This window comes from Centipeda artemidis DSM 19719 (assembly GCF_000426665.1).
Taxonomy (GTDB): Bacteria; Bacillota; Negativicutes; order Selenomonadales; family Selenomonadaceae; genus Centipeda; species Centipeda artemidis.
Map to the genome: position 1 here is coordinate 163321 of NZ_AUFU01000002.1, position 20264 is coordinate 183584.

At 58.6% G+C, this 20264-nt stretch carries 16 protein-coding genes and 1 tRNA gene; 1 reads left to right on the plus strand and 16 read right to left on the minus strand.

The window, feature by feature from the left end; translation table 11 throughout:
* Positions 1-9 precede the first annotated feature (9 nt).
* The 12 genes from K341_RS0103440 to K341_RS0103495 all read right to left on the minus strand — a co-directional run bounded on the left by K341_RS0103440 (position 10) and on the right by K341_RS0103495 (position 13173).
* Entirely contained in the window at positions 10-456 is a 447-nt protein-coding gene (locus K341_RS0103440) for an ACT domain-containing protein (RefSeq protein WP_026761867.1), read from the minus strand.
* 87 nt (positions 457-543) lie between these two features.
* A complete protein-coding gene (locus K341_RS0103445; protein WP_026761868.1) occupies positions 544-2772 on the minus strand; it encodes a RelA/SpoT family protein in 2229 nt (742 codons plus the stop codon).
* Positions 2762-4750, minus strand: a complete 1989-nt coding sequence (recJ, locus tag K341_RS0103450; RefSeq protein WP_026761869.1) for a single-stranded-DNA-specific exonuclease RecJ — start codon at positions 4748-4750, stop codon at positions 2762-2764. The genes K341_RS0103445 and recJ overlap by 11 nt, the downstream gene beginning before the upstream one ends.
* Positions 4751-4816: 66 nt before the next feature.
* Positions 4817-5743, minus strand: coding sequence for a protein translocase subunit SecF (gene secF / locus K341_RS0103455; RefSeq protein WP_009348632.1), 927 nt, complete (start codon positions 5741-5743; stop codon positions 4817-4819).
* The gene (secD, locus tag K341_RS0103460; RefSeq protein ID WP_026761870.1) at positions 5736-6965 is read right to left on the minus strand and encodes a protein translocase subunit SecD; all 1230 of its coding nucleotides are present in this window, start codon (positions 6963-6965) and stop codon (positions 5736-5738) included. The genes secF and secD overlap by 8 nt, the downstream gene beginning before the upstream one ends.
* A gap of 33 nt (positions 6966-6998) precedes the next feature.
* On the minus strand, positions 6999-7637 hold the full coding sequence (locus tag K341_RS0103465; RefSeq protein ID WP_009348630.1) for a 5-formyltetrahydrofolate cyclo-ligase: 639 nt from the start codon (positions 7635-7637) through the stop codon (positions 6999-7001).
* Between the two features lie 3 nt (positions 7638-7640).
* On the minus strand, positions 7641-7925 hold the full coding sequence (gene yajC / locus K341_RS0103470) for a preprotein translocase subunit YajC (protein ID WP_009348629.1): 285 nt from the start codon (positions 7923-7925) through the stop codon (positions 7641-7643).
* 21 nt (positions 7926-7946) lie between these two features.
* Positions 7947-9071, minus strand: a complete 1125-nt coding sequence (tgt, locus tag K341_RS0103475; RefSeq protein ID WP_026761871.1) for a tRNA guanosine(34) transglycosylase Tgt — start codon at positions 9069-9071, stop codon at positions 7947-7949.
* A gap of 68 nt (positions 9072-9139) precedes the next feature.
* Positions 9140-10000, minus strand: coding sequence for a shikimate dehydrogenase (locus tag K341_RS0103480; protein WP_026761872.1), 861 nt, complete (start codon positions 9998-10000; stop codon positions 9140-9142).
* 8 nt (positions 10001-10008) lie between these two features.
* The gene (locus K341_RS0103485; RefSeq protein WP_026761873.1) at positions 10009-11466 is read right to left on the minus strand and encodes a nicotinate phosphoribosyltransferase; all 1458 of its coding nucleotides are present in this window, start codon (positions 11464-11466) and stop codon (positions 10009-10011) included.
* Between the two features lie 144 nt (positions 11467-11610).
* On the minus strand, positions 11611-13008 hold the full coding sequence (amrA, locus tag K341_RS0103490) for an AmmeMemoRadiSam system protein A (RefSeq protein ID WP_026761874.1): 1398 nt from the start codon (positions 13006-13008) through the stop codon (positions 11611-11613).
* Between the two features lie 80 nt (positions 13009-13088).
* Positions 13089-13173 (minus strand) — tRNA-Leu (locus tag K341_RS0103495).
* Between the two features lie 174 nt (positions 13174-13347).
* On the opposite strand from K341_RS0103495, the gene K341_RS0103500 reads away from it, so the two are divergent.
* Complete coding sequence (locus K341_RS0103500; protein ID WP_026761875.1) at positions 13348-14385, plus strand: IS30 family transposase; 1038 nt, start codon at positions 13348-13350, stop codon at positions 14383-14385.
* A gap of 91 nt (positions 14386-14476) precedes the next feature.
* On the opposite strand, the gene K341_RS0103505 is transcribed toward K341_RS0103500, so the two are convergent.
* The 4 genes from K341_RS0103505 to K341_RS0103520 form a co-directional block, all read right to left on the minus strand.
* Positions 14477-16708 (minus strand): DEAD/DEAH box helicase, encoded by a 2232-nt coding sequence (locus K341_RS0103505; RefSeq protein WP_026761876.1) that lies wholly within the window; start codon positions 16706-16708, stop codon positions 14477-14479.
* Positions 16705-18036, minus strand: coding sequence for an ATP-binding protein (locus K341_RS0103510; RefSeq protein WP_026761877.1), 1332 nt, complete (start codon positions 18034-18036; stop codon positions 16705-16707). Before K341_RS0103510 ends, K341_RS0103505 begins: the two co-directional genes overlap by 4 nt.
* Positions 18023-19546, minus strand: coding sequence for a TerB N-terminal domain-containing protein (locus tag K341_RS0103515; RefSeq protein WP_026761878.1), 1524 nt, complete (start codon positions 19544-19546; stop codon positions 18023-18025). The genes K341_RS0103510 and K341_RS0103515 overlap by 14 nt, the downstream gene beginning before the upstream one ends.
* 226 nt (positions 19547-19772) lie before the next feature.
* Positions 19773-20057: a hypothetical protein gene (locus K341_RS0103520; protein WP_009657849.1), complete on the minus strand. Its 285-nt coding sequence runs from the start codon at positions 20055-20057 to the stop codon at positions 19773-19775.
* Between the last annotated feature and the right edge of the window lie 207 nt (positions 20058-20264).

Below are 20264 nucleotides of genomic sequence, written 5' to 3' on the forward strand. Positions count from 1 at the left end.
CCTTCCTCGTTATGATTGCGCAACAACCTCGAGCCGCTTGACGCCCTGCACCGCTTTAATCTTTTTCAGCAGCTCTTCCAGATCTCCTTTGAGGTTCAGTGTTTCAAGCGTGATATGAGCGGATGCCGCGCCCTGCGAGGGCAGACTTTGGTTGATCGTTAGGATATTTCCGCCTTCCTCGGCAATCACCTGCAGCACCTCCTGCAGCGTGCCGCGCCTGTGCTGCAGCAATACGGCAAGTGTAATGATCTTATCACGTGCCGCTTCAAAGAACGGATATACATAGTCCTTATATTTATAGTAAGCGCTGCGGCTGATGTTTGCCTTGGCGACAGCTTCGTTGACGGTCAGTACTTCCCCGCGGTGAATGAGCTCTTTGGCGAGAATGGTCTTTCTGATGGATTTCGGCAGAATCTCCTCGCGCACGAGGTATACGCCTTTCATATCAATATCCACAATAATTCCTCCAATGGATAAAAAGCCCCTTCCGGTAGACACGTCAAGTATATCATACACCGGTCAAATTACAAAATTAATTTGCGCTCACATATCTCCGTTCCCCTGCACTCCCGCAAGGGTACGCGTAACGCGATAAACGTCTTTGAGCTGACGTACACGCGTCATAACCTGCGAAATTTGGTCAATGTTGCTGACGTTCAGCCCGAGCAAGACGGTGGAGGTTTTATTGCGTCTGTTCGGCGTCGCGTTGACGGTATGGATGTTGACCTTCATTTCCGACGGTACGGCAAGGATCTCGGAGAGCATTCCGTTCCGATCGTTGCAGACGATCTCGATCCCGACAGTGTACTCCTTGTCAAGTCCGATGTCCCAGTCCACCTCGATCATGCGCGAGAATTCGGTATCATTGAGAACGTTCGGACAGTCCGAACGATGTACGGAGACGCCGCGCCCACGCGTGATGTAGCCCGTGATGGGATCGCCCGGAATCGGATTGCAGCAGCGTGCGAGTCGCACGAGATATCCTCCTTCCCCCTCGACAAGGACGCCGTGACTCGCTTGCTTTCGCTTGCCGCGCCGCGGGGTTCTGAGCTCGGAGAGGAGCTGCGATACCTCGGGCGGCGTTTCCGCCTGCACGGATTTGCGGTGCAGCTCGATGAGCTTTGTCATGATGCCCTGCAAGGTAACACCGCCGTAACCGAGCGATGCGAGGAGATCATCTTCGGTCTGCACGTTGAGCTTTTCGGCGACCTTTGCAAGCCGTCCGTCTGCGAATAATTCTTTTGGGCTGTAACCGAGCCGCTTCGCCTCGTCGCGGATGAGGTTCATGCCGCGATCAATATTCGCCTCACGGTTTTCCTTCTTGAACCATGCGCGAATCTTGCCGCGCGTCGCTGAGGATGCCACCGTGTTGAGCCAATCGGGACTCGGACCGCCGCTTGCCTTATTCGTGACGATCGACACGATGTCGCCGTTTTTGAGTTTATACTCAAGCGGAACAATCTTTCCATTGACCTTCGCGCCGACGCAGTGATGCCCGATCTCCGTATGGATGTGATAGGCAAAGTCGATCGGATTCGATCCTTTCGGCAGGTCGATGACGTCTCCGCGCGGGGTAAAGACAAACACCTCGTCGGAGAATACGTCGAGTTTCAGCGCTTCGAAAAATTCCTTTGGGTCGTCGTACTCCTTTTGCAGACTGACCATCTGCCGGAGCCACGACATCTTTTGATCCGCTGCACCGCCTGCACCGATGCTCTTTCCGGACTCCTTGTACTTCCAGTGCGCGGCGACGCCAAACTCGGACACACGGTGCATCGCATGCGTCCGAATCTGGATCTCGAGCGGATCTCCCTGCGTCATGACCGTTGTGTGCAGGGACTGGTAGCCGTTCGATTTTGGCATGGCGATATAGTCTTTGAATCGCCCCGGTATCGGCTTCCACATGGCGTGAATGACGCCGAGCACGCCGTAACAATCCTTGACCGAGGAGACGAGTACGCGCACGGCGGAAAGGTCGTAGATCTCGCTGACACTCTTGTTGTCACGTTTCATCTTACGATAGATGCTGTAAAAGTGCTTGGCGCGCCCTTTGATCTCCGCTTCGATTCCGGCATCTTCGAGTTTTTCCCGAATCTGACGAATGGAGTCCAAAATGAATGCCTGCCGCTCGCGGCGCTTGTGCTTGACCTCCTCCACGAGGGCATAGTACGCGTCCGGCTCCAGGTAGCGCAGGCAGAGATCCTCCAGTTCGATCTTGATGTTCGATATGCCGAGCCGGTTTGCAAGCGGAGCATAAACCTCGAGCGTCTCGTGGGCGATGCGCTGACGCTTGTCCTCGCGCATGTATTTGAGCGTGCGCATGTTGTGGAGGCGGTCGGCGAGCTTGATCATGATGACGCGGATATCCTTTGCCATCGCGAGGAACATCTTACGATAATTTTCGAGCTGTACATCCTCCTTAGACATGTACTGAATGCGCCCGAGCTTTGTCACGCCGTCGATCAGTACCGCAATATTCTTGCCGAACAGTTCCTCCATCTCCTCGATGGTCGCGTGCGTGTCCTCGACGACATCGTGCAGAAGCGCCGCGCAGATCGTCTCATCGTCCATATGCAGCCCCGTGAGAATGTAGGCGACATGGAGCGGATGGATGATGTACGCCTCGCCGGAGATGCGCGCCTGCCCGCGGTGCGCCTTTTCGGCAAATTGATAGGCGCGCTCGATCTTTGCGGTATCAGCGTCCGGCTGATAGACGCGTATCTTTTCGAGGATCATATCGAGGGTAATGTTTCCATGCGCTTCACTTGACATCTCCCGACACCTCTCTTTCCCAATACCTGCGGTACGTCGGCGCGTCCGTCAGTTCTATCTTTTTCTCCGCCGGAATCATCCGGCAGCCGCCGTCCGGCAGCGGCTCCAGCAGCCCAAGCTCATGGAATATATCGAGTGCACGCCCTAGGGTATAATGTGATATATGCCCCTCTGCGGCGCTGATCCGCCGCGTGAGCATGGGCAGCGCATAGGAGATATCTCCCGTGGGCGTCCGCAGTGCACCGAGCGTACGGTAGATGCGCCGCAGCAGTTCTCGATCTGGAAAGACGCGCTCACATGCGGCGGGCAGTATGCTATCCACCATACACTGTACGGAATATGTTCCCTGCCACTCGTTGATGCTCGGGACATATGCGATGTCCACGGACTCCTCCGCCAGCACCGCGGCGAGCTCCCCATGATTCCAGTAGAGTCCCGCGACGCGATGCTCGGGCGTTCCAAGCGCAAGGCGCAGATGCTTTCCCTCCGCACCGATGGCGTCGGCAGATGTGGGGCGCATGTCACGGCAGCCGAATACGGGACGCGGGTTTCCCATCCCGTATGGCTCGAGGAGGGCGAGTTCCTCGACGAGGGGAATCGTCCAGTCGGTCGGCGGAACAAGCGCTTCGATCCGCGTCTTTGGAATAAAATCCGAAGGATGCAGATGCTCCCGCACATACGCCGAGAATGCTGCGCGAAAATCCTCCAGCCGCTCCGGCAGAACGGACAGCCCCGCCGCCATCGCATGACCGCCGAACTGAATCAACGTCTCGCGGCACGCTGAGAGCGCGTCGTACATGTGCAGCCCCGCGATGCTCCGGCACGAGCCCTTGTAGACATTCTCCTGCCGCGTGAGCACGATACTCGGTCGGTAATAGGTCTCGACAAGGCGGGACGCGACGATACCGATCACACCCGCGTTCCAATCCTCACTCGCGACCACGATCGCAGGTACATCGGGCGTAAAATCCGCAAGACTCCGCTGCGCCTCGGTGAGAATCTCCTGCTCGAGGCCGCGCCGCTCGGTGTTGAGACCGTTCAGCTCTCCCGCGATGCGTGCTGCGTCCACCGCGTCCTCCGAGGAGAGCAGCGCGACGCCGTGCCGCGCCGTCTCGAGACGCCCGGCGGCATTGAGCCGCGGTGCGAGCTGAAAGCCGACATGCCCCGCATTGATCTTTTTATCCTCCAGTCCCGAAACGGAAATCAGCGCGCGGATACCGACACATGGATTTTCCGACATGACGCGCAGTCCCTGCCGCACGATTTTGCGGTTCTCCCCCGTGATGGGAACGAGATCCGCCACCGTCCCGAGTGCAGCAATGTCGAGGTCGTCCTCATAGAGACGCTGCGCCCGCCGCTGCCAAAGCGCCTGACAGAGCTTGAATGCGACGCCGACACCCGCAAGTTCCTTCTCCGGATAGGGACAGTCGGCGCGGTGCGGGTTGAGTACGGCAAGCGCGGGCGGCAGCTCCGTCCCCGGCAGATGATGATCTGTGACGATGATGTCGAGCACGCCGCGCATCTCCGCCACCGCTTCCACGGACGCGATGCCGCAGTCCACCGTGACGAGCAGCGCGCAGCCCTCTTCGTGAATCTGCCGCAGCGCGGGCAGGTTGATGCCGTAGCCTTCCGTAAATCGATTTGGGATGTAGTACGAGACATCACCGCCGAGCGCGCGGATATTTTTCGTCAGGAGCGTCGTCGAGGTCATACCGTCCACATCATAGTCGCCGTAGACCACGATCGGCACGTGTCTCTCGATCGCGTCGAGAATGCGTGCGGCGGCAATCTCCATGTCCGCCATGAGGAACGGGTCGTGAAACGGCGCTTCCTCGGGATGCAGGAACGCATCGGCAGCGTCGGGTGTACGGATGCCGCGATGCCATAGAATCTGTGCGACGAGCGGCGCGACCCCCGCAGTACGCGCAAACGCATCCGCCTCCGCAGCCGGCTCCTCTATGATCCATTCTTTCAGCATGGACGTCCCCCGTTCCCATAACGTAAAAGAGCCCGCTCTAATGAAAAGCAGGCTCTCCCTTCTTTATTAGACCTCCGCGGCAACCGCCTTTGCCTTTGGCGCGGCAGGTCTCCGCTCCGTACGGTTGCGCAGCTCAATCCAGATTTGGCTCGCAATGAAAATCGAAGAATAACATCCGACCGCAAATCCAACGAGCAGCGCGAATGCGAAGTCCTTCGTCGTCTCGCCGCCGAACCAGTACAGCGCCGCCGTTGTGAACAGAACGGTGAAGACCGTGTAGAGCGAGCGTGTAAGCGTCTGATAGATGGAACGGTTGACGAGCTCGTCCACATCGCCGCCGCGGCGGAAATGCAGCTTTAGATTCTCGCGGATGCGGTCAAAGATCACGATGGTATCGTTGATCGAGTAGCCGACGATCGTCAGCAGCGCCGCGATGAACGACGAATCGATCTGCCGCTGTGTCAGTGAGAACACCGCCAGCACGATGATGATGTCGTGCACCAGCGCAAGCACCGCCGAGACGCCGAAGCGCCATTCGAAGCGGTACGCGACATAGAGGATGATGAGCGCCCACGAGATGACGAGCGCGAGCACGGCATTCGTGATCAGCTCGCCGCCGATGGTTGCGCCGACTTTCTCCTCGCGCAGCACCGTGTAGGGACCGACATCCTGCGCGAGCGCAGCCATCACCTCTTTGCGTTGATTTTCCTCGAGATCCACCGTGCGGATCATAGCGTTCTCCGAGGACTCCACGCCCGACTCTGTCCCAGAGAGCTGGATCGTGCTGTTGTCGAGGTCGTACTTTGCGAGACTCGTGCGAATATCGGCGAGCGTCACGGGATGCTCAAAGTGCAGATCGATGATCGTGCCGCCCGTGAAATCAATGCCGAAGTTAAAGCCGCGCACGCCCATGCAGATGAAGCCGGGGATGATCAAAATGAGCGAGATGAGGAAGAATATTCTCCGATGCCCCGCAATATCAAACTTAGGCATTCTTCTCATCTCCCTTCTTCACGGCAAGCATAAATCCGTTCGCGCCGTACATCGCCGGATTCTCCGAAATCTTCGCATTGACCATGAGCTTGAGCAAATACTGCGTCAAGGTGATCGCCGTGAACATCGAGAGAATCGTGCCGACGCCGAGCGTGATCGCAAAGCCGCGAATCGTTCCGGTCCCAAGGAAGAACAGGACGCCCGCCGCGATCAGCGTTGTGACATTGGAGTCAAAGATCGTCGTGAACGCGCGCTTGAACCCCGCGTCCATCGCGAGGCGCAGCGACTTGTGCTGTACTTGATACTCCTCTTTGAAATGCTCAAAGATCAGCACGTTCGCATCGACCGCCATACCAATGGAGAGGATGATGCCCGCCACGCCCGGGAGCGTCAGGGTCGCATCCATCAGATAGAGAATACCGAGCAGCAGAATCGTGTACGCCATGAGTGCCACGTCCGCGATGAAGCCCGACAGGTGATAGAAGAGGACCATGAAAAGGACGACCGCGCCAAGACCGACGGCAAACGCGAACTGGGATTTATCCTTCGAATCCTGTCCGAGCGTCGGACCAACCGTCCGCGTCTCGATGATCTCTACCTTAACCGGCAGTGCGCCGCTGCGCAGGACGACCGCGAGGTTCTGCGCTTCCTCCAGCGTCTTTTGTCCCGTGATCTCCGCACGCCCGCCGAGAATCGGCTCGCGGACATTCGGCGCGGTCAGTACCTCGCCGTCGAGCAGGATGGCGATCGTGCGCCCGACGTTGCGCATTGTGAGGTCGGCAAATTTCTGCGCGCCCTCATCCGAGAATTCGAGGTTGACGACATTCTGTCCCGTCTGTGGGTTCGTCGATGCCTGCGCGTCCTTCAGATCCGTCCCCGTTAGAACCGTATTGCCGTCCTCATCGCGGAACTCGAGCATCGCCGTCTTGCCGATCGTACGGATCGCAGCGTCGGGGTCTTTGATGCCCGGCAGTTCGATGATGACGCGCCGCTCGCCCTCGCGCTGAATGATCGGCTCGGTCAGACCGAGCGAGTTGACGCGCTTTTCCATAATTGCCACAACGCGGTTCATCGCATCGTCATTGACCTGTGCCTGCTCCGTGTCCACGGCTTCGAGCACAACGTGCGTGCCGCCCTGGAGATCCAGCCCCTGGCGAATCGAACTCGCGAGCGGCTGAACGAATGCAAAGAACACGCCGATAATGACGGCGACCGCGATCACGAGCTTGAGCAAACTATGTTGTCTCAATCGTCCTCACACCTCTTCCTCAAAGGTCTTATCATACCGCCCCCTGTACGGGCGCAGAAAGCGCCGCTCCGTCAGGATGCAGTCCACATAAGCGTCGTGTGACGCCATCGGAATCCTCGGGATCACTTGAAAATCATAGGCAAGCGCAAGCCGCAGCGCGTGCGCTGCCCGCGGCAGAAACCGATCGTAATATCCGCCGCCAAGCCCCAGCCGACCACCGTCCTCGGCAAACGCCGCACCGGGTACAATAACGACATCAATCTCCTCGGGCAAAACGAGCGCACTTTGTGCAGGGTCGGGCGCTAAAATCCCGTATGCCCCCTCGACGAGCTCTTCGATGGTAAGAACCAGACGCGCTTCAATATGCCCCTTCTCCACAATATACGGAAGGGCAATACGCTTACCCGCACGGAGAAATGCCTCCATCAACGGAAATAGGTCAAGTTCCTCCTGCGTCGATGCATAGAGCATAACGGTCGCGGCTTCCCGCACCTCCGGCTGCTCCATCGCGCGCGCCCTCACGATCTCCGAGGCGCGTTTGCGCTCCTCTGCGGGCAACATCCTGCGACGCTCCAGCATCTCCCGCCGCAGCGTATGCTTGCGTTCCCGCAGCGACGCAAGATTCTCATCAGTCTCCACGGACATGGATCATTCCTGCGGCTCTGAAACCACCGCGCTGATTGCCGAGCGTTCGAACACGATGTCAACGCCCTCTGCGGCACGCAGCGTCACCGTCTTTTCATCCAGCGCCGTGATCGTCCCGTGCATGCCGCCGAGCGTCACCACAGCATTGCCAACAGCGAGACGACTGAGCATCTCCTCCCGCTTTTTCTGCGCCTGCTTCTGCGGACGGTACAGCAGGAAGTAGAAGAAGACCACCAAAATAACAATGGGTCCCCAAGAACTGAGCTGTGCCATCATCTGTTCATCCATAAATACAACTCCTTCATCATATTATCCGTTTTTTCGATAGTGTTCCATCACGCTGCCATAAAATGCGGGAAACGTCCCGTCGATGATCGCCGCGCGCATCCGCCGCATGAACTCTTGCAAAAAGTAGAGATTGTGCAGCGTCAGGAGACGCAGCCCGAAGATTTCCTGCGCACGGACGAGGTGGCGGATATACGCCCTCGTATAACCGTTTCGGCAGGCATAGCAGCCGCAGCCTTCTTCGAGGATCTCGTGCGCGTGGGTGTGCTCCGCATTTTTCATCACAAGCCGCCCCGTCCACGTCATCGCCATGCCGTTGCGTGCAACGCGCGTCGGGAACACGCAGTCAAACATGTCGATGCCGTGCCGCACGCCCGTGAGAAGATAGTCCGGCGTGCCGACGCCCATGAGATAGCGCGGTTTGCCAGCGGGCAGGAGCTGCGCCGTATAGGAAAGGATCTCCTCCATCAGCTCATGCGGCTCGCCGACACTCAGCCCGCCGATCGCGTAGCCGGGCAGGTCGAGCTCCGCCACCTCTGCCGCATGGCGCGCGCGCAGATCGCGGTACATGCCGCCCTGCACGATGCCAAAGAGCCCCTGCCCCTCGGCGCCTGCCATCGCCGCCTTACAGCGTACAAGCCAGCGCTGCGTCCGCTCCGTCGACGTCTTTGCGTAGTTGTGATCCGCAGGATACGGGATGCACTCGTCGAACGCCATCACGATGTCCGAACCGAGACATCTCTGCACCTGCATCGAGACCTCGGGCGAGAGGAATTTTTTCGAGCCGTCGATGTGCGAGCGGAACGCGACGCCCTCCTCGGTGATCTTGCGCAGATCGCCGAGACTGAACACCTGAAACCCGCCGCTGTCCGTGAGGATCGCGCCCTCCCAATGCATGAATCGATGCAGACCGCCCGCCTCGCGTACAAGCTCCGCCCCGGGGCGCAGGAAAAGATGATAGGTATTGCCGAGGATGATGCCCGCTCCGAGATCGCGCAGCTCGTCGGGGGAGACGCCCTTCACCGTCGCCTGCGTGCCGACGGGCATGAAGATCGGCGTCGGATAGCTGCCGTGCGGCGTATGGAGCACGCCTGCGCGCGCACCGGTCGTCTCATCCTGCCGAACGAGTTCATAGCTAATCGCCGCCAAATACGCACCGTCCTTCCCAAAACATCACATATCATAACACAAAAGCGAAAGATTTTCAAAATACAAAACTATGCTCGTCGATCAAGCGCCTCCCGCAGCGCGTGCCGCATACACGCAAGGTCGGGACGCACCCCCGTCCACAGGAAAAACGCCTCCGCGCCCTGCGCCGCGAGCATCGTCTCGCCGTTCACGCACCGATGCCCGTGCCGCGCCGCTTCGCGTAAAAACCGTGTCTCGGCAGGCGTATAGATCAGATCATAAACAAGCGCCGCGGGATGCACCGCCGCCCAGTCCACGGGCGGCGTCTCCTCCATGTGCGGCGACATGCCGAGCGGCGTCGTCTGCACGAGGACATCGGCAGAGCCCAGTCGCGCCTGGAACGCGGCGTCGTCAAAGCGAAATGCCCGTACATCACCGTCCGACGCAAAATCCGCGCACAGTTTCTCTCCTTTAACAAGATTGCGCACACCGACACTGACCTGTGCCACACCCGCGCGCAAAAGACCGCAGAGTACCGCACGCGCCGCACCGCCCGCCCCGAGAACGACCGCATGTGCGCCGCGCAGAGAGACGCCGCACGCCGTGAAGCCTGCCAAAAATCCTGCGGCATCCGTATTATACCCCGTGAGACACCCGTCCGCGCCCACGACCACCGTATTGACCGCGCCGATGCGCCGCGCGTCCTCATCGAGCGCATCGAGCAATGCGATGATCTCCGTCTTGAACGGGATCGTCACGTTAAACCCGCAAAATCCCGCGTCTCGCAGTCCTGGAACGGCGCTCCGCAGGGCGTCCTTCTTTACCGGGAGCGCTACGTACACATAGTCCAGCCCCGCTGTGCGCAGCGCCGCGTTTTGCAGCACGGGCGAGAGCGAGTGCTCGATGGGCGCGCCGAGCACGCCGAGGAGCTTCGTCCGTCCTGTAATCATCGCTTCTCCTAACTGTGCTTTCCGCGCACCTCTTCGAGCAGACTCATCTTGAGATCGTAATAATCGGGCGTCATATCGAGATAATGCCGATGCGGGTTCTCAAACCGCTGCTCCTCCTGCCATATTTCACGCTCGAGCTGCGCTCTGACATAGGCACGTATCTCGTCGAGCGTCGGAAGTTCCTCCGCGCGCTGCCCCCCCTTTACATAGAGGCGGCGGATATTCCGCGCCGTAAAGCCTTCAAAGAAGCGGTTTTTCCACGGCTTCTGCGGATCGACATAGCGGAATGGACGCGTGAGATCGACGGGCTCTCCGTGAATCGCAATCATGTCCGCGACCGCGTTGCCCTCCTTGTCGTATACGCGATAGAGATCCTTGAGCCCCGGATTCGTCAGTTTTTCCACATTCTCCGACATCTTGATGCGCGGGACGAACGCCCCATCGCGCTCCACAGCGACGAGCTTATAGACCGCGCCGAACACAGGATCGGACTTTGCCGTGATCAGACGCTCGCCGACGCCGAAGCTGTCCACCTGCGCCCCTTGGAGGAGAAGGGACGAGATCGTCCACTCGTCGAGACTGTTCGAGAGGATGATCTTGCAGTCACGCAGTCCCGCTTCATCAAGCGCGGCGCGCACGCGTTTGGAAAGATAGGCAAGGTCGCCCGAATCGATACGGACGCCTGCGAGACGCCGCCCCTGCGTTTCGAGCACCTCACGCGCCGTACGGATCGCATTCGGCAGCCCCGAGTGCATCACATCGTAGGTGTCGATGAGGAGCACCGTCGCCTGCGGATAGGTCTCGGCATAATGCTTGAACGCCTCAAACTCATCCCCAAAAAACATGACCCAACTGTGCGCCATCGTCCCCGACACCGGAATGCCGAACTGCTGCGCCGCCGAGACCGTCGCCGTCATATCGACGCCCCCGATGTACGCGGCACGTGCCCCGTACGTCGCGGCATCCATATTATGCGCGCGGCGTGCGCCAAAATCCGACACCATGCGCCCCTCCGCCGCACGCACAATGCGCGCCGCCTTCGTCGCGATCAGCGACTGATGGTTGATCTGTGCGAGGATCGCCGTCTCGAGGAGCTGCGCGTCAATCATCGGCGCCACGACCGTCAGGATCGGCTCGTCCGGATAGATGATCGTCCCCTCCGGCACGGCGTAGATGTCCCCGCGAAACCGGAAATTCCGCAGGAACTTCAAAAAATCTTCCGAAAAAAGATTCTGCGCACGGAAGAACGCAATATCCTCATCCGAAAACGAAAGGTTCTCCACGAACTCGATCACATGCTCAAGTCCTGCAAACACCGCATAGCCGCCCTTATCCGGCACCGATCGGAAGAAGAGATCGAACGCGACGCGGCGGTCGCCCCCTCCCTGCTCAAAATATCCGTAAGACATCGTCATCTCATAAAAATCCATCATCATGGTCAGATTACGCTTGTCGAACTGCGTCATGGGAGAAACCTCCTTTATCGGGGCTGTAAAAAACGATATGAATAGTCTCGCCCATTATAACATTTCCCATGTCCGCACGCAAAAGAACTTTTTAGACACGATTGCTCCCCGTATTTTGTACGCGCGCCGCCGCAGCTCATCCGATCAGTGATGCCGCACGACCTTGAACCGTGCGATCGAGATTTTTTCCTTTGGCAGGATACGTCCCTTTTCGCGCGCGATCGCGACTTGCTCCTCCGCTGTATCGATGCCCGCTAGATCAGGCAGGAGCAGTCCAAGGCGACTGTCCGTCAGACTTTTGACAATGACGCCATAGATCTTTGGATCGAGCTCCGCCGCAGACGAGACAGGCTCGGGTGCGGTCAGCACATCCACGCTGTAGACGAGACGCCCGAGCTCCCCCTCCTCGATGGGGTCAAACCGTCCGTCATGCGCCGCCGCGGACACCGCGTTGTAGAGGATCTCCTCGGCGACATTCTTCTGCGTCGGCGCGAATGTCCCGATACAACCGCGCAGCTTCCCATATTTTTTGATAGAGACAAAAACGCCCGCCCGATTATCCGTCAGTTCATGCGCTAAATCTTGCGGCAGATTTGCATAGCGATGCGCGCGAACATAGGTCTCGATGCTTGTCCGCGCGATCCGCACATACGCGTCCTCTGACGCACGCAGCCGGGCAATCGCCGCGTCCTCCGACGCCGCAAGCTGCGCACCGAAGTCATGCGACTCGTCCGCCCCCGTGACCGTGAACGACGCAACGGCATACCCCACGCCGAACGGCGCCTCATAACTGTGCAGCCGCGCCTCCATCGCCGTGCGGTCGAGCACACCCGCGAGCACCCAAAGACCGTTCAGCCCACAATGCCCCGCCTTCTCTGCAAAGTCCCCGGGAACTTGCAGGAGAGAGAGGAAATCTCCCGCGCCCATAAATGCAGTACAAAGTCCGTCGAACTCCGCCCCCTCAGATGCAAAACCGTTCGGCGTATCCGCCCTGAGTCGATGCGAGAGGTCGCCGCTCGCGATGCAGATCGTCCTGCGCCCGAGCTTTGCCGCGGTCTCCGCAATACATTTCCCGAGCGCCGCGTGTGTCGCCGCAGGCAGCCCCGAGACTCCGATGCGAACAAATTTTGTCGGCGCATCGCCAAGGTACTCACTCAGAAAAACGAGCGGGATCATCGTCCCGTGATCGAGCGTCGTCTCCTTTTCCCCGATCGTCCCCGCCGGAACATCCTGCTCTGTCGCACACGTGGAAAGCGCGCGTACAAAGTCCTCGTCGTACTCAATGCCGACCGTCAGCTCCGGATGCCCAAACGCCCCGAAGTTTCCCTCCGCCCACACACCCGGCGATATATGAAAATAGTCGCCGTAACACGTCGCGTGCGGACTGATAACGACGACCGTATTGGGGCGAAGCACCGCCGCTGCGCGCATCGCCTCACGATACGCGCACGTCGTCTCCGCTACCTTGGACTCCGCCCCCGCCCCGATGGGTGGCAAAATCAGCGGCGGATGCGGCACAGCATAGGCGGCTAAAATCATCATGCACACTCCCCATATAAACAAAAAGCCGACTGCCTGCAGTCGGTTCAAAAACACTGAATACCTCAGCGAACAATATCATTTGGTGCGGATGAAGGGGGTCGAACCCATACGCCTTGCGGCACCGGATCCTAAGTCCGGCGCGTCTGCCAGTTCCGCCACATCCGCGCAACGTTCATATTCTATCATAAGTGCAGAATTTCTGTCAAACAGGAATCCGGCGCTGCCGCATGGAACTATCCCCGGGTTCATTGTAAAATGAAGTGGGACAGTAAGAAGAGACAGGCAGCGCTCTATGTGTTACAATGTTTTCACCACAAAAACAGAACAGAAGGTGCTGCCATGTCCCATACCCATTTTACCACAACGACACGCTCATATAAACACCTCGACCCGTATCGGCGCGGACAAATTTCTGCCCTCCTATCCACCGGTATGTCAAAGACCGACATCGCAAAGCATGTCAAGATATCCCGCTCCACCTTGTATCGGGAACTTACGCGCGGCTCTGTAATACAAATGCGCTCAGACCTTACAACGTACCTATCTTACTTCCCGGATACGGCACAAAAGAACTATGAGGAAAATCGCCGTGCCTCTAGAAAGCATTGTAAACTACAAAAAGCACACGCCTTTCTGCACTATCTACAAGAACAATTCTTTCAGCAACACATGTCCATTGATGCGATCTGTTCTCGAACCGCAAGAGACCGATTATTCGATCCCCTACTTTGCACAAAGACCGTCTACAACTACATTGCCAAAGGCATGCTCCCTATTAAGAACATTGATCTGCCCCAGCGTGTCCGCCGCAAGAATACACCTAAGCAAGCAAAGACCGGGAAGCCTCGCTTTGGGCAAAGTATAGAGCTGCGTCCGGATCACGTAGACACCCGCGAAGAATTCGGACACTTTGAGATAGACTCTATCCTTGGAAAGCAAGGAACCGATTCCGCCCTACTTGCGCTTGATGAACGTTCCTCAAGAAAACGCTTTCTTCTCCCTCTGGCAGAAAAGACCTCCGCCTGTGTAAACGAGGCGATACGGCATCTCAAGAATCGTCTGGGAGGGCGGTTCTCGCTTATCTTTAAGAGCGTTACTTCGGATAATGGAAGCGAGTTCAGTAAACTCCACGAGGTCTTTGGTGATATTCCCGTATTCTATGCGCATCCTTATGCGCCAAGTGAACGCGGAACCAATGAACGCCAAAATGGCATGGTACGACGCTTTATCCCAAAGGGAACGGATATTGCTTCACTCAGCTCAGGGACGATTCAACGAGTGGAGGATTGGATGAATAACTTGCCGCGAAAAATCCTCGGATATGATACGCCAAAAGAACGCTTCGATAAATATCTTGCCCTGTTAGCTGTCTCGTAACTTTTTTCTCTGCCTGTCCCACTTGATATTACAATTTAGGGAAATCTTTCTCATGGTACCAAAAGGTGATCGCTTCGAACGGCGCGGAGCTTTAACGCTCCGCCCACTCACGTACGCGCCGCTTCATCCCCGCAATATCCAAAACGCCGTGGGCGAATCCGCGCCGCACAAGCTCCTCGGGCAGGTACTCGTCGTATTTGTCAAAGAGCGGCACTTCGCCCGGATAGAGGAGTTCCATCGGGTCGAAGTCCTTTGCCGCTTCCTCGGCGAGCGCGCGAAAGAACTCCGCGGGCGACGCCTTCATGCTGAACTGCATGAAATACGGGCGCATGGAGTCCGACCCGCGCAGTCCGATGCGCTCCGCACAGCGTATCCGCAGGAAACGCTCAAGTGCGAGGAACGCGTAGCTGCCGAGCCACGGGAGGAGCGCGTACATATCGCCGCCGAGCGGGATAAGCGCATCCGTCGCCGCGCCCGAATGCCGCGCCGTGTCGCGTGCCTGTGCGAGACGCGCCGCGGCATTTTTCATGAGATAGGGATAGCTCGTCTCCTCGCGCAGGACGCGGCGCATCCGCTCTAATATTTTCGTATGAATATCGCCCGGACACTCGCCAAAATACGCGGGGACGTTCCCCTTCACCTGTTCACAGTAGACGAGCCGCCGCTTGCGGTCGACCTCAAGAACGCGCCAGACATGTCCCGCGATGGCGATTTTCTCGCCGACCGGCGGCGGCGCGACGATCGTGCCGATCTCCTGCGACTCGCTGCGGACGGTGTACTCCTCGTTTTCTTGAAACACACCGTAAAAACGATAGGAGTGAATCACGCGCTCACCCGCGAGTCCGACGATCAGTCCGCCGCGCTCCGTCTGCTGTAAATGATCCTGCATGATCAGGTAGCGAAGCAATGTGCGGTAGTCCTCCTGCGTGATGCGGTGAAAGACGTGCAGCGAAAGTACGCGCTCCGCGAGGACGCGCGGCGAGAGTTCCCCGCAGGACGCCGCAACGCTCATCGTCTGATGATAGAGAAGGCTGAAAGGCAGTCGGTCAAGGCGCGGCGGCTCCACCCAGCGTTCCTCGAGATAGAGCTGCACAAGAGCAACCCCCTGCAGGAGTTTCCACGGAATCGTCGCGGGCAGCAGGGCACGCGGGTCGGGCGCGTCCTCGCGCATGACGAACCACATCTCGGGCGGCAGCTCCCTGCGCCCCGTGCGCCCCATCCGCTGGAGAAATGACGAGACCGTCCACGGCGCATCGATCTGAAAGGCGCGCTCCAGCCGCCCGATGTCGATGCCGAGCTCCAACGTCGCCGTCGTGCATGTCGTGAGCATACTGCTCTCGTCCTTCATGCGCTCCTCCGCCGTCTCGCGGAACGCGGCGGAAAGATTGCCGTGATGGATGAGGAAACGATCCGGCTCATGCCGCTTCTCACAGTAGGCGCGCAGCGTCGTCGTGACCGCCTCGCATTCCTCGCGCGAGTTGATAAAGAGGAGACATTTCTTCCCGCGCGTGTGTTCAAAGATATAGCCGAGCCCCGGATCGGCATGTTCGGGCGCGGTATCCGTCGGTGCGTCGAGGGCGGGGAGCGCCGGTATCTCGTCCTTCCCATCCGCCGCCTGTGTATCGCGGACATAAAAATGCTCCATGGAGATGCGCCACTTGCTCCCCTTTGCCTCGATGCGCGGCACAACCGTCCCCCGCCCCGTCCCCGCCGCAAGAAAAGCACCCGTCCCGGCAGGATCGCCGATCGTCGCCGAAAGTCCGATGCGGCGCGGCGAGACGCCCGCGATGCGGGACAGCCGTTCAATGAGACACAGTGTCTGCCCGCCGCGGTCGCCGCGCAGGAGCGAGTGAACCTCGTCGATGACGACGAAGCGCAGGTCGCCAAAGAGTTTTGGAATCGCCGCATGACGATGTAAAAGGAGTGCTTCTAACGACTCGGGCGTGATTTGCAGAATGCCCGACGGACGTTTCATCAGCCGCGCCTTATGACTCTGCGCGATGTCGCCGTGCCAGTGCCAAACGGGAATCTCCGCCGTCCGGCAGAGATCGTTCAGACGCGTAAATTGATCGTTGATGAGCGCCTTTAAGGGGCCGATGTAAATACAGCCGACGGATGTCGGCGGCTCCTCGGAAAACAGCGTGATGATGGGAAAGAATGCCGCCTCGGTCTTGCCCGATGCCGTGGATGCCGTGAGCAGGACGTGCTCGTCCGTCCCAAAGATCGCCTCCGCCGCGGCAACCTGCACGGCGCGCAAATTTTCCCAACCGTGCGCGTAGATGTAGTCCTTGACGAACGGCGCATAGCGGTCGAACGCGCTCACAGCTCAAACTCCGCAAAGGACGCGTCCGTCTCCGCCCCGATCACATCGTTCTGCGCATAGGAAAAATCCTGCGAATTCAGGAGCTCCGCGACCTTGACGCTCGGATTTTGATACACGATGTCGAGCACCTCGATAAAGTCGCGAATCACCTCGCGCGGCGTGATATGCGTATCTGCGCCGATGCGCCCGAACTCGATGCGGATGAAGTCCGCGAGGTCGTTCTGCGTGAAAATCTGCTCGTATCCGTAAAGAACGGCATGTATCGCGGCAAGTTTTTCCGTAAGCACGAGCATTTCCTCATGCGTCAGCGGCGCGAGACGAATGACGGGCGAAAGGAGATCGCGGTGTTCCCCGCCGAACCGCCCCTCGGCGAGCCGCGAACGCAGCGCCTCATAGCTGTAAACACCGCGCCGCGTGTCTTCCATGCACTCGGGCGTGCCGCACATGATGACGCCGAGATAGCGCGCCTTGCCCTGCATCGCGTCGTTATACATCGTGAGGAGCTTTTCATAATTGTATTGGCGCGTGATGGCGTGCGGCACCTTGTAAATGTTCACGAGCTCGTCGATGAGGATGAGCATCCCCGCATAGCCCGCCTGCCGCAGAAAAAATGCAAAGATCTTGAGATATTCGTACCAATCGTCGTCCGTGATGATGATGCCGACACCGAGGTCGCGCCGCGCCTCGGTCTTCGTCGCGTACTCGCCGCGGAACCAGCGCGCCACCTGCGCGCGTTTCTCATCGTCCCCGTCCACATACGCGCGGTAGTACATCGTGAGCAGTCGCGCAAAGTCAAAGCCGTGCACGAGGTCGTTCAGCCCGTAGACGATCTCCCCGATGCGCCGCTCCACGGCAGGCGAAAGCCCCCCGTCCGCGGCGGATAATCCCTCCGCCGCCGTAGTCTCCTGCTGTACGCGGCTGATCCAGCGGTCGAGGATGAGCGTCAGGGCGCCGCCTTCGGGCGTCGTCTTCGTCGCCATGTTGCGGATGAGTTCGCGGTACGTCGCAAGCCCCTGCCCGTGCGTCCCTTGGAGACGCCGCTCCGGGGAGAGATCGGCATCCACCACGACAAAATTTTTTGCCATGACATAGCTGCGTATCGTTTGCAGGAGAAAACTCTTGCCGCTCCCGTACCGCCCGACGATGAAGCGGAACGACGCGCCGCCGTCCGCGATCAGCTCCACATCGGAGAGGAGCGCTTCGATCTCGCTGCGCCGCCCGACCGTGATATAGGGAAGCCCGATGCGCGGGACGACGCCGCCCTTGAGCGCGCTCACGAGCGTCTGCGCGATGCGGCGCGGGATTTTGACAGGTTCATTCTGCGACATGGAGATACCTCTCAATCAATTCTTCTCGATAATCCTCAATCACGGCGGGCGGATCGCCCTCGATCACGGCGTCGGCAAAGTCGTCGTACAGCTTCTCATTGATGCCGTCCACGAGGACGGAAACAATATGCCCCTCGGCGCGCACCCACGAGAGCGGCGCGCCCGTCAGCAGATCGCGGAGCAGATGCAGCTCCGGTGCGTCGAGGAGGGCATCCGTCTCGCTCGTCTGCACATCGGCATCGCCTGAAAAAGATTCTTGCCACGCCAGGGGCAACATCTCCGATACGCTCTCGCCCGTTCCCGGCATCGAAATTGGTGTGGCGGCTTCCTCTTCCTCCTCCGCGACGATCAGCCGCTCGCGCGTGACCGCGGCGTCCGCACGGATGCGCCCGAGCTGCGAGAGATCGATATGCACGCGGCGCGCTTCCGCCGCCTTTTTTTCGTTGAAAAATGCTTCGATTTCCTCGTCGACGATCTTTGCGAGCCATTTCGTCGTTTTCTTCGGCGGCTTGATGGACGGAAAGCCCGTGCATTCGCGCATCCGGTAGTCGATGAGCCGCAGCAGCGCGCCGAGACGCTGCGCCTGTTTCAGCTCGCGTTCGTAGGCAAGCACATACCACGCGCCGCCGGCGCACTCATAGCTGCGCACGGGATTCACCGTATAGACGCGTTCCTCCTCCGGCGAGCGCGCATGGAACACCGCCCCCGGAAAGATTCGTGTCAGCCGCCGGCATTCGTGCCCAATATATTCCGACGAAAAATTCCGTTTTCGATGTTTTTCATAATACTCCGCGACGCGCGCGATCACGCGCATAATCACGGCACTCATATCGCTCGTATACGTCCGATAGAATTTCGACCGCTCCAGCCGATAGGAAGACAGCGCGCACAGCCCCGCCGCGGTCTCCTCTGCGGGATGCTCGCCGCGTGAGAGAACAGCCGCGATCGCCTCATCCTGCAATTTCATATCGCGATAGTACGAACTATCGGAAAGATACTCGGGATCGAGCCCGTAGTAAATCACATAGCCGTACGTCCATGCAGGCAGATAGGTATAGAGCGCGGGCTCCGTCATGCCAAATTCGAGACCGAGCTCCATCAGCTTCCCATAGCCGTCCGCCGCGTCCCGGCACCCGATGAGATGCAGAATCTCGTACGCGTAGAGCAACGCAAACGTCAGCGGCGCGGGCACAATCCGCCCCTTTCGCACCTGCGTCCGCCACGTAAAGTAACCGCGCAGCTCCACATCCGAGAGCGACTCATAGGTGGGATAGTAGCGCGTCACCGAGGCCTCGAACACGAAATCGTCCTCATAACGCTCCATCAGACGCGCCTGCTTCAGGAAAATCTCCTCGCGCGGCTGCCAACACGAACCGGACACCTGCGCGAGCGAACGCATCGCGCGGATCAGCTTCGGCACTTTCCTCGCAGGTGCCTCATCCGGACGACGCGCAATCGGCTCGTCCCGATATACCGAGCGACGCAGCCGCGCCAAAAAATCCTCTAGCATCCGTTCCCCCCGCTCATCCGTTCGATAATCTTCCTCCTATTTTACTATGATTCCACAAAATAGCAAGGGGTGAGGATCGGAACTATATCATGATTTCTTTACTTACAAAGAAAATACGCCCCCCGCCGGGCAGCGGGAGGCGCACTTTCGATAGAGAGAAAGAAATGTAGGGAATGTATGTGAATCCTGCGGAAGGGAAGACCGCAGAAGACGCACCTATTGAATATTAGGTATTCTTCGCGATGAACGCACCGACCACGGCGCCGACGATTGCGGCGGTCGTGACTGTTCCCTGCGAATATCCTTTGCGTTTCGGCTTATGCCGGCGTGCAGCAAGCTGTGTGACCTCGTAGGAGTCTCCATAGCTTGAGCGCACGTCCATTGCACGAGGGGCATCTGCCATCATGCGAGGGCTAGCCTCTGCGACAACTGCTGTTGTTCCAACCAAACTGCATGTCATAACACCAAAGAGTGCCGCAGCGATTATTTTCTTAACTTTCTTCTTCGTCATGGTACTCACTCCTATCCAAGGTTTTTCGAAGGGAAGCCGTTTGTTTGCTCCCATCGATCCTGTTTACATGGATAAATATACAGGAGCTGTTTTAGAACGTCTTGTGAGAGGCGTTATTATTCAATTATAACGCATTACATTCGCATGGTATGTATTATCTGCACTTCCTTGAGACACAATGTTTTTCGTGTCCTATATGACACTGTA

Coding starts and splice junctions, on each gene's coding strand:
- K341_RS0103445 (WP_026761868.1), bottom strand. CDS start 2,772: ATGTCAAGTGAAGCGCATGGAAACATTACCCTCGATATGATCCTCGAA.
- recJ (WP_026761869.1), bottom strand. CDS start 4,750: ATGCTGAAAGAATGGATCATAGAGGAGCCGGCTGCGGAGGCGGATGCG.
- secF (WP_009348632.1), bottom strand. CDS start 5,743: ATGCCTAAGTTTGATATTGCGGGGCATCGGAGAATATTCTTCCTCATC.
- K341_RS0103465 (WP_009348630.1), bottom strand. CDS start 7,637: ATGTCCGTGGAGACTGATGAGAATCTTGCGTCGCTGCGGGAACGCAAG.
- yajC (WP_009348629.1), bottom strand. CDS start 7,925: ATGGATGAACAGATGATGGCACAGCTCAGTTCTTGGGGACCCATTGTT.
- K341_RS0103480 (WP_026761872.1), bottom strand. CDS start 10,000: ATGATTACAGGACGGACGAAGCTCCTCGGCGTGCTCGGCGCGCCCATC.
- K341_RS0103485 (WP_026761873.1), bottom strand. CDS start 11,466: ATGACGCAGTTCGACAAGCGTAATCTGACCATGATGATGGATTTTTAT.
- amrA (WP_026761874.1), bottom strand. CDS start 13,008: ATGATGATTTTAGCCGCCTATGCTGTGCCGCATCCGCCGCTGATTTTG.
- K341_RS0103500 (WP_026761875.1), top strand. CDS start 13,348: ATGTCCCATACCCATTTTACCACAACGACACGCTCATATAAACACCTC.
- K341_RS0103510 (WP_026761877.1), bottom strand. CDS start 18,036: ATGTCGCAGAATGAACCTGTCAAAATCCCGCGCCGCATCGCGCAGACG.
- K341_RS0103515 (WP_026761878.1), bottom strand. CDS start 19,546: ATGCTAGAGGATTTTTTGGCGCGGCTGCGTCGCTCGGTATATCGGGAC.
- K341_RS0103520 (WP_009657849.1), bottom strand. CDS start 20,057: ATGACGAAGAAGAAAGTTAAGAAAATAATCGCTGCGGCACTCTTTGGT.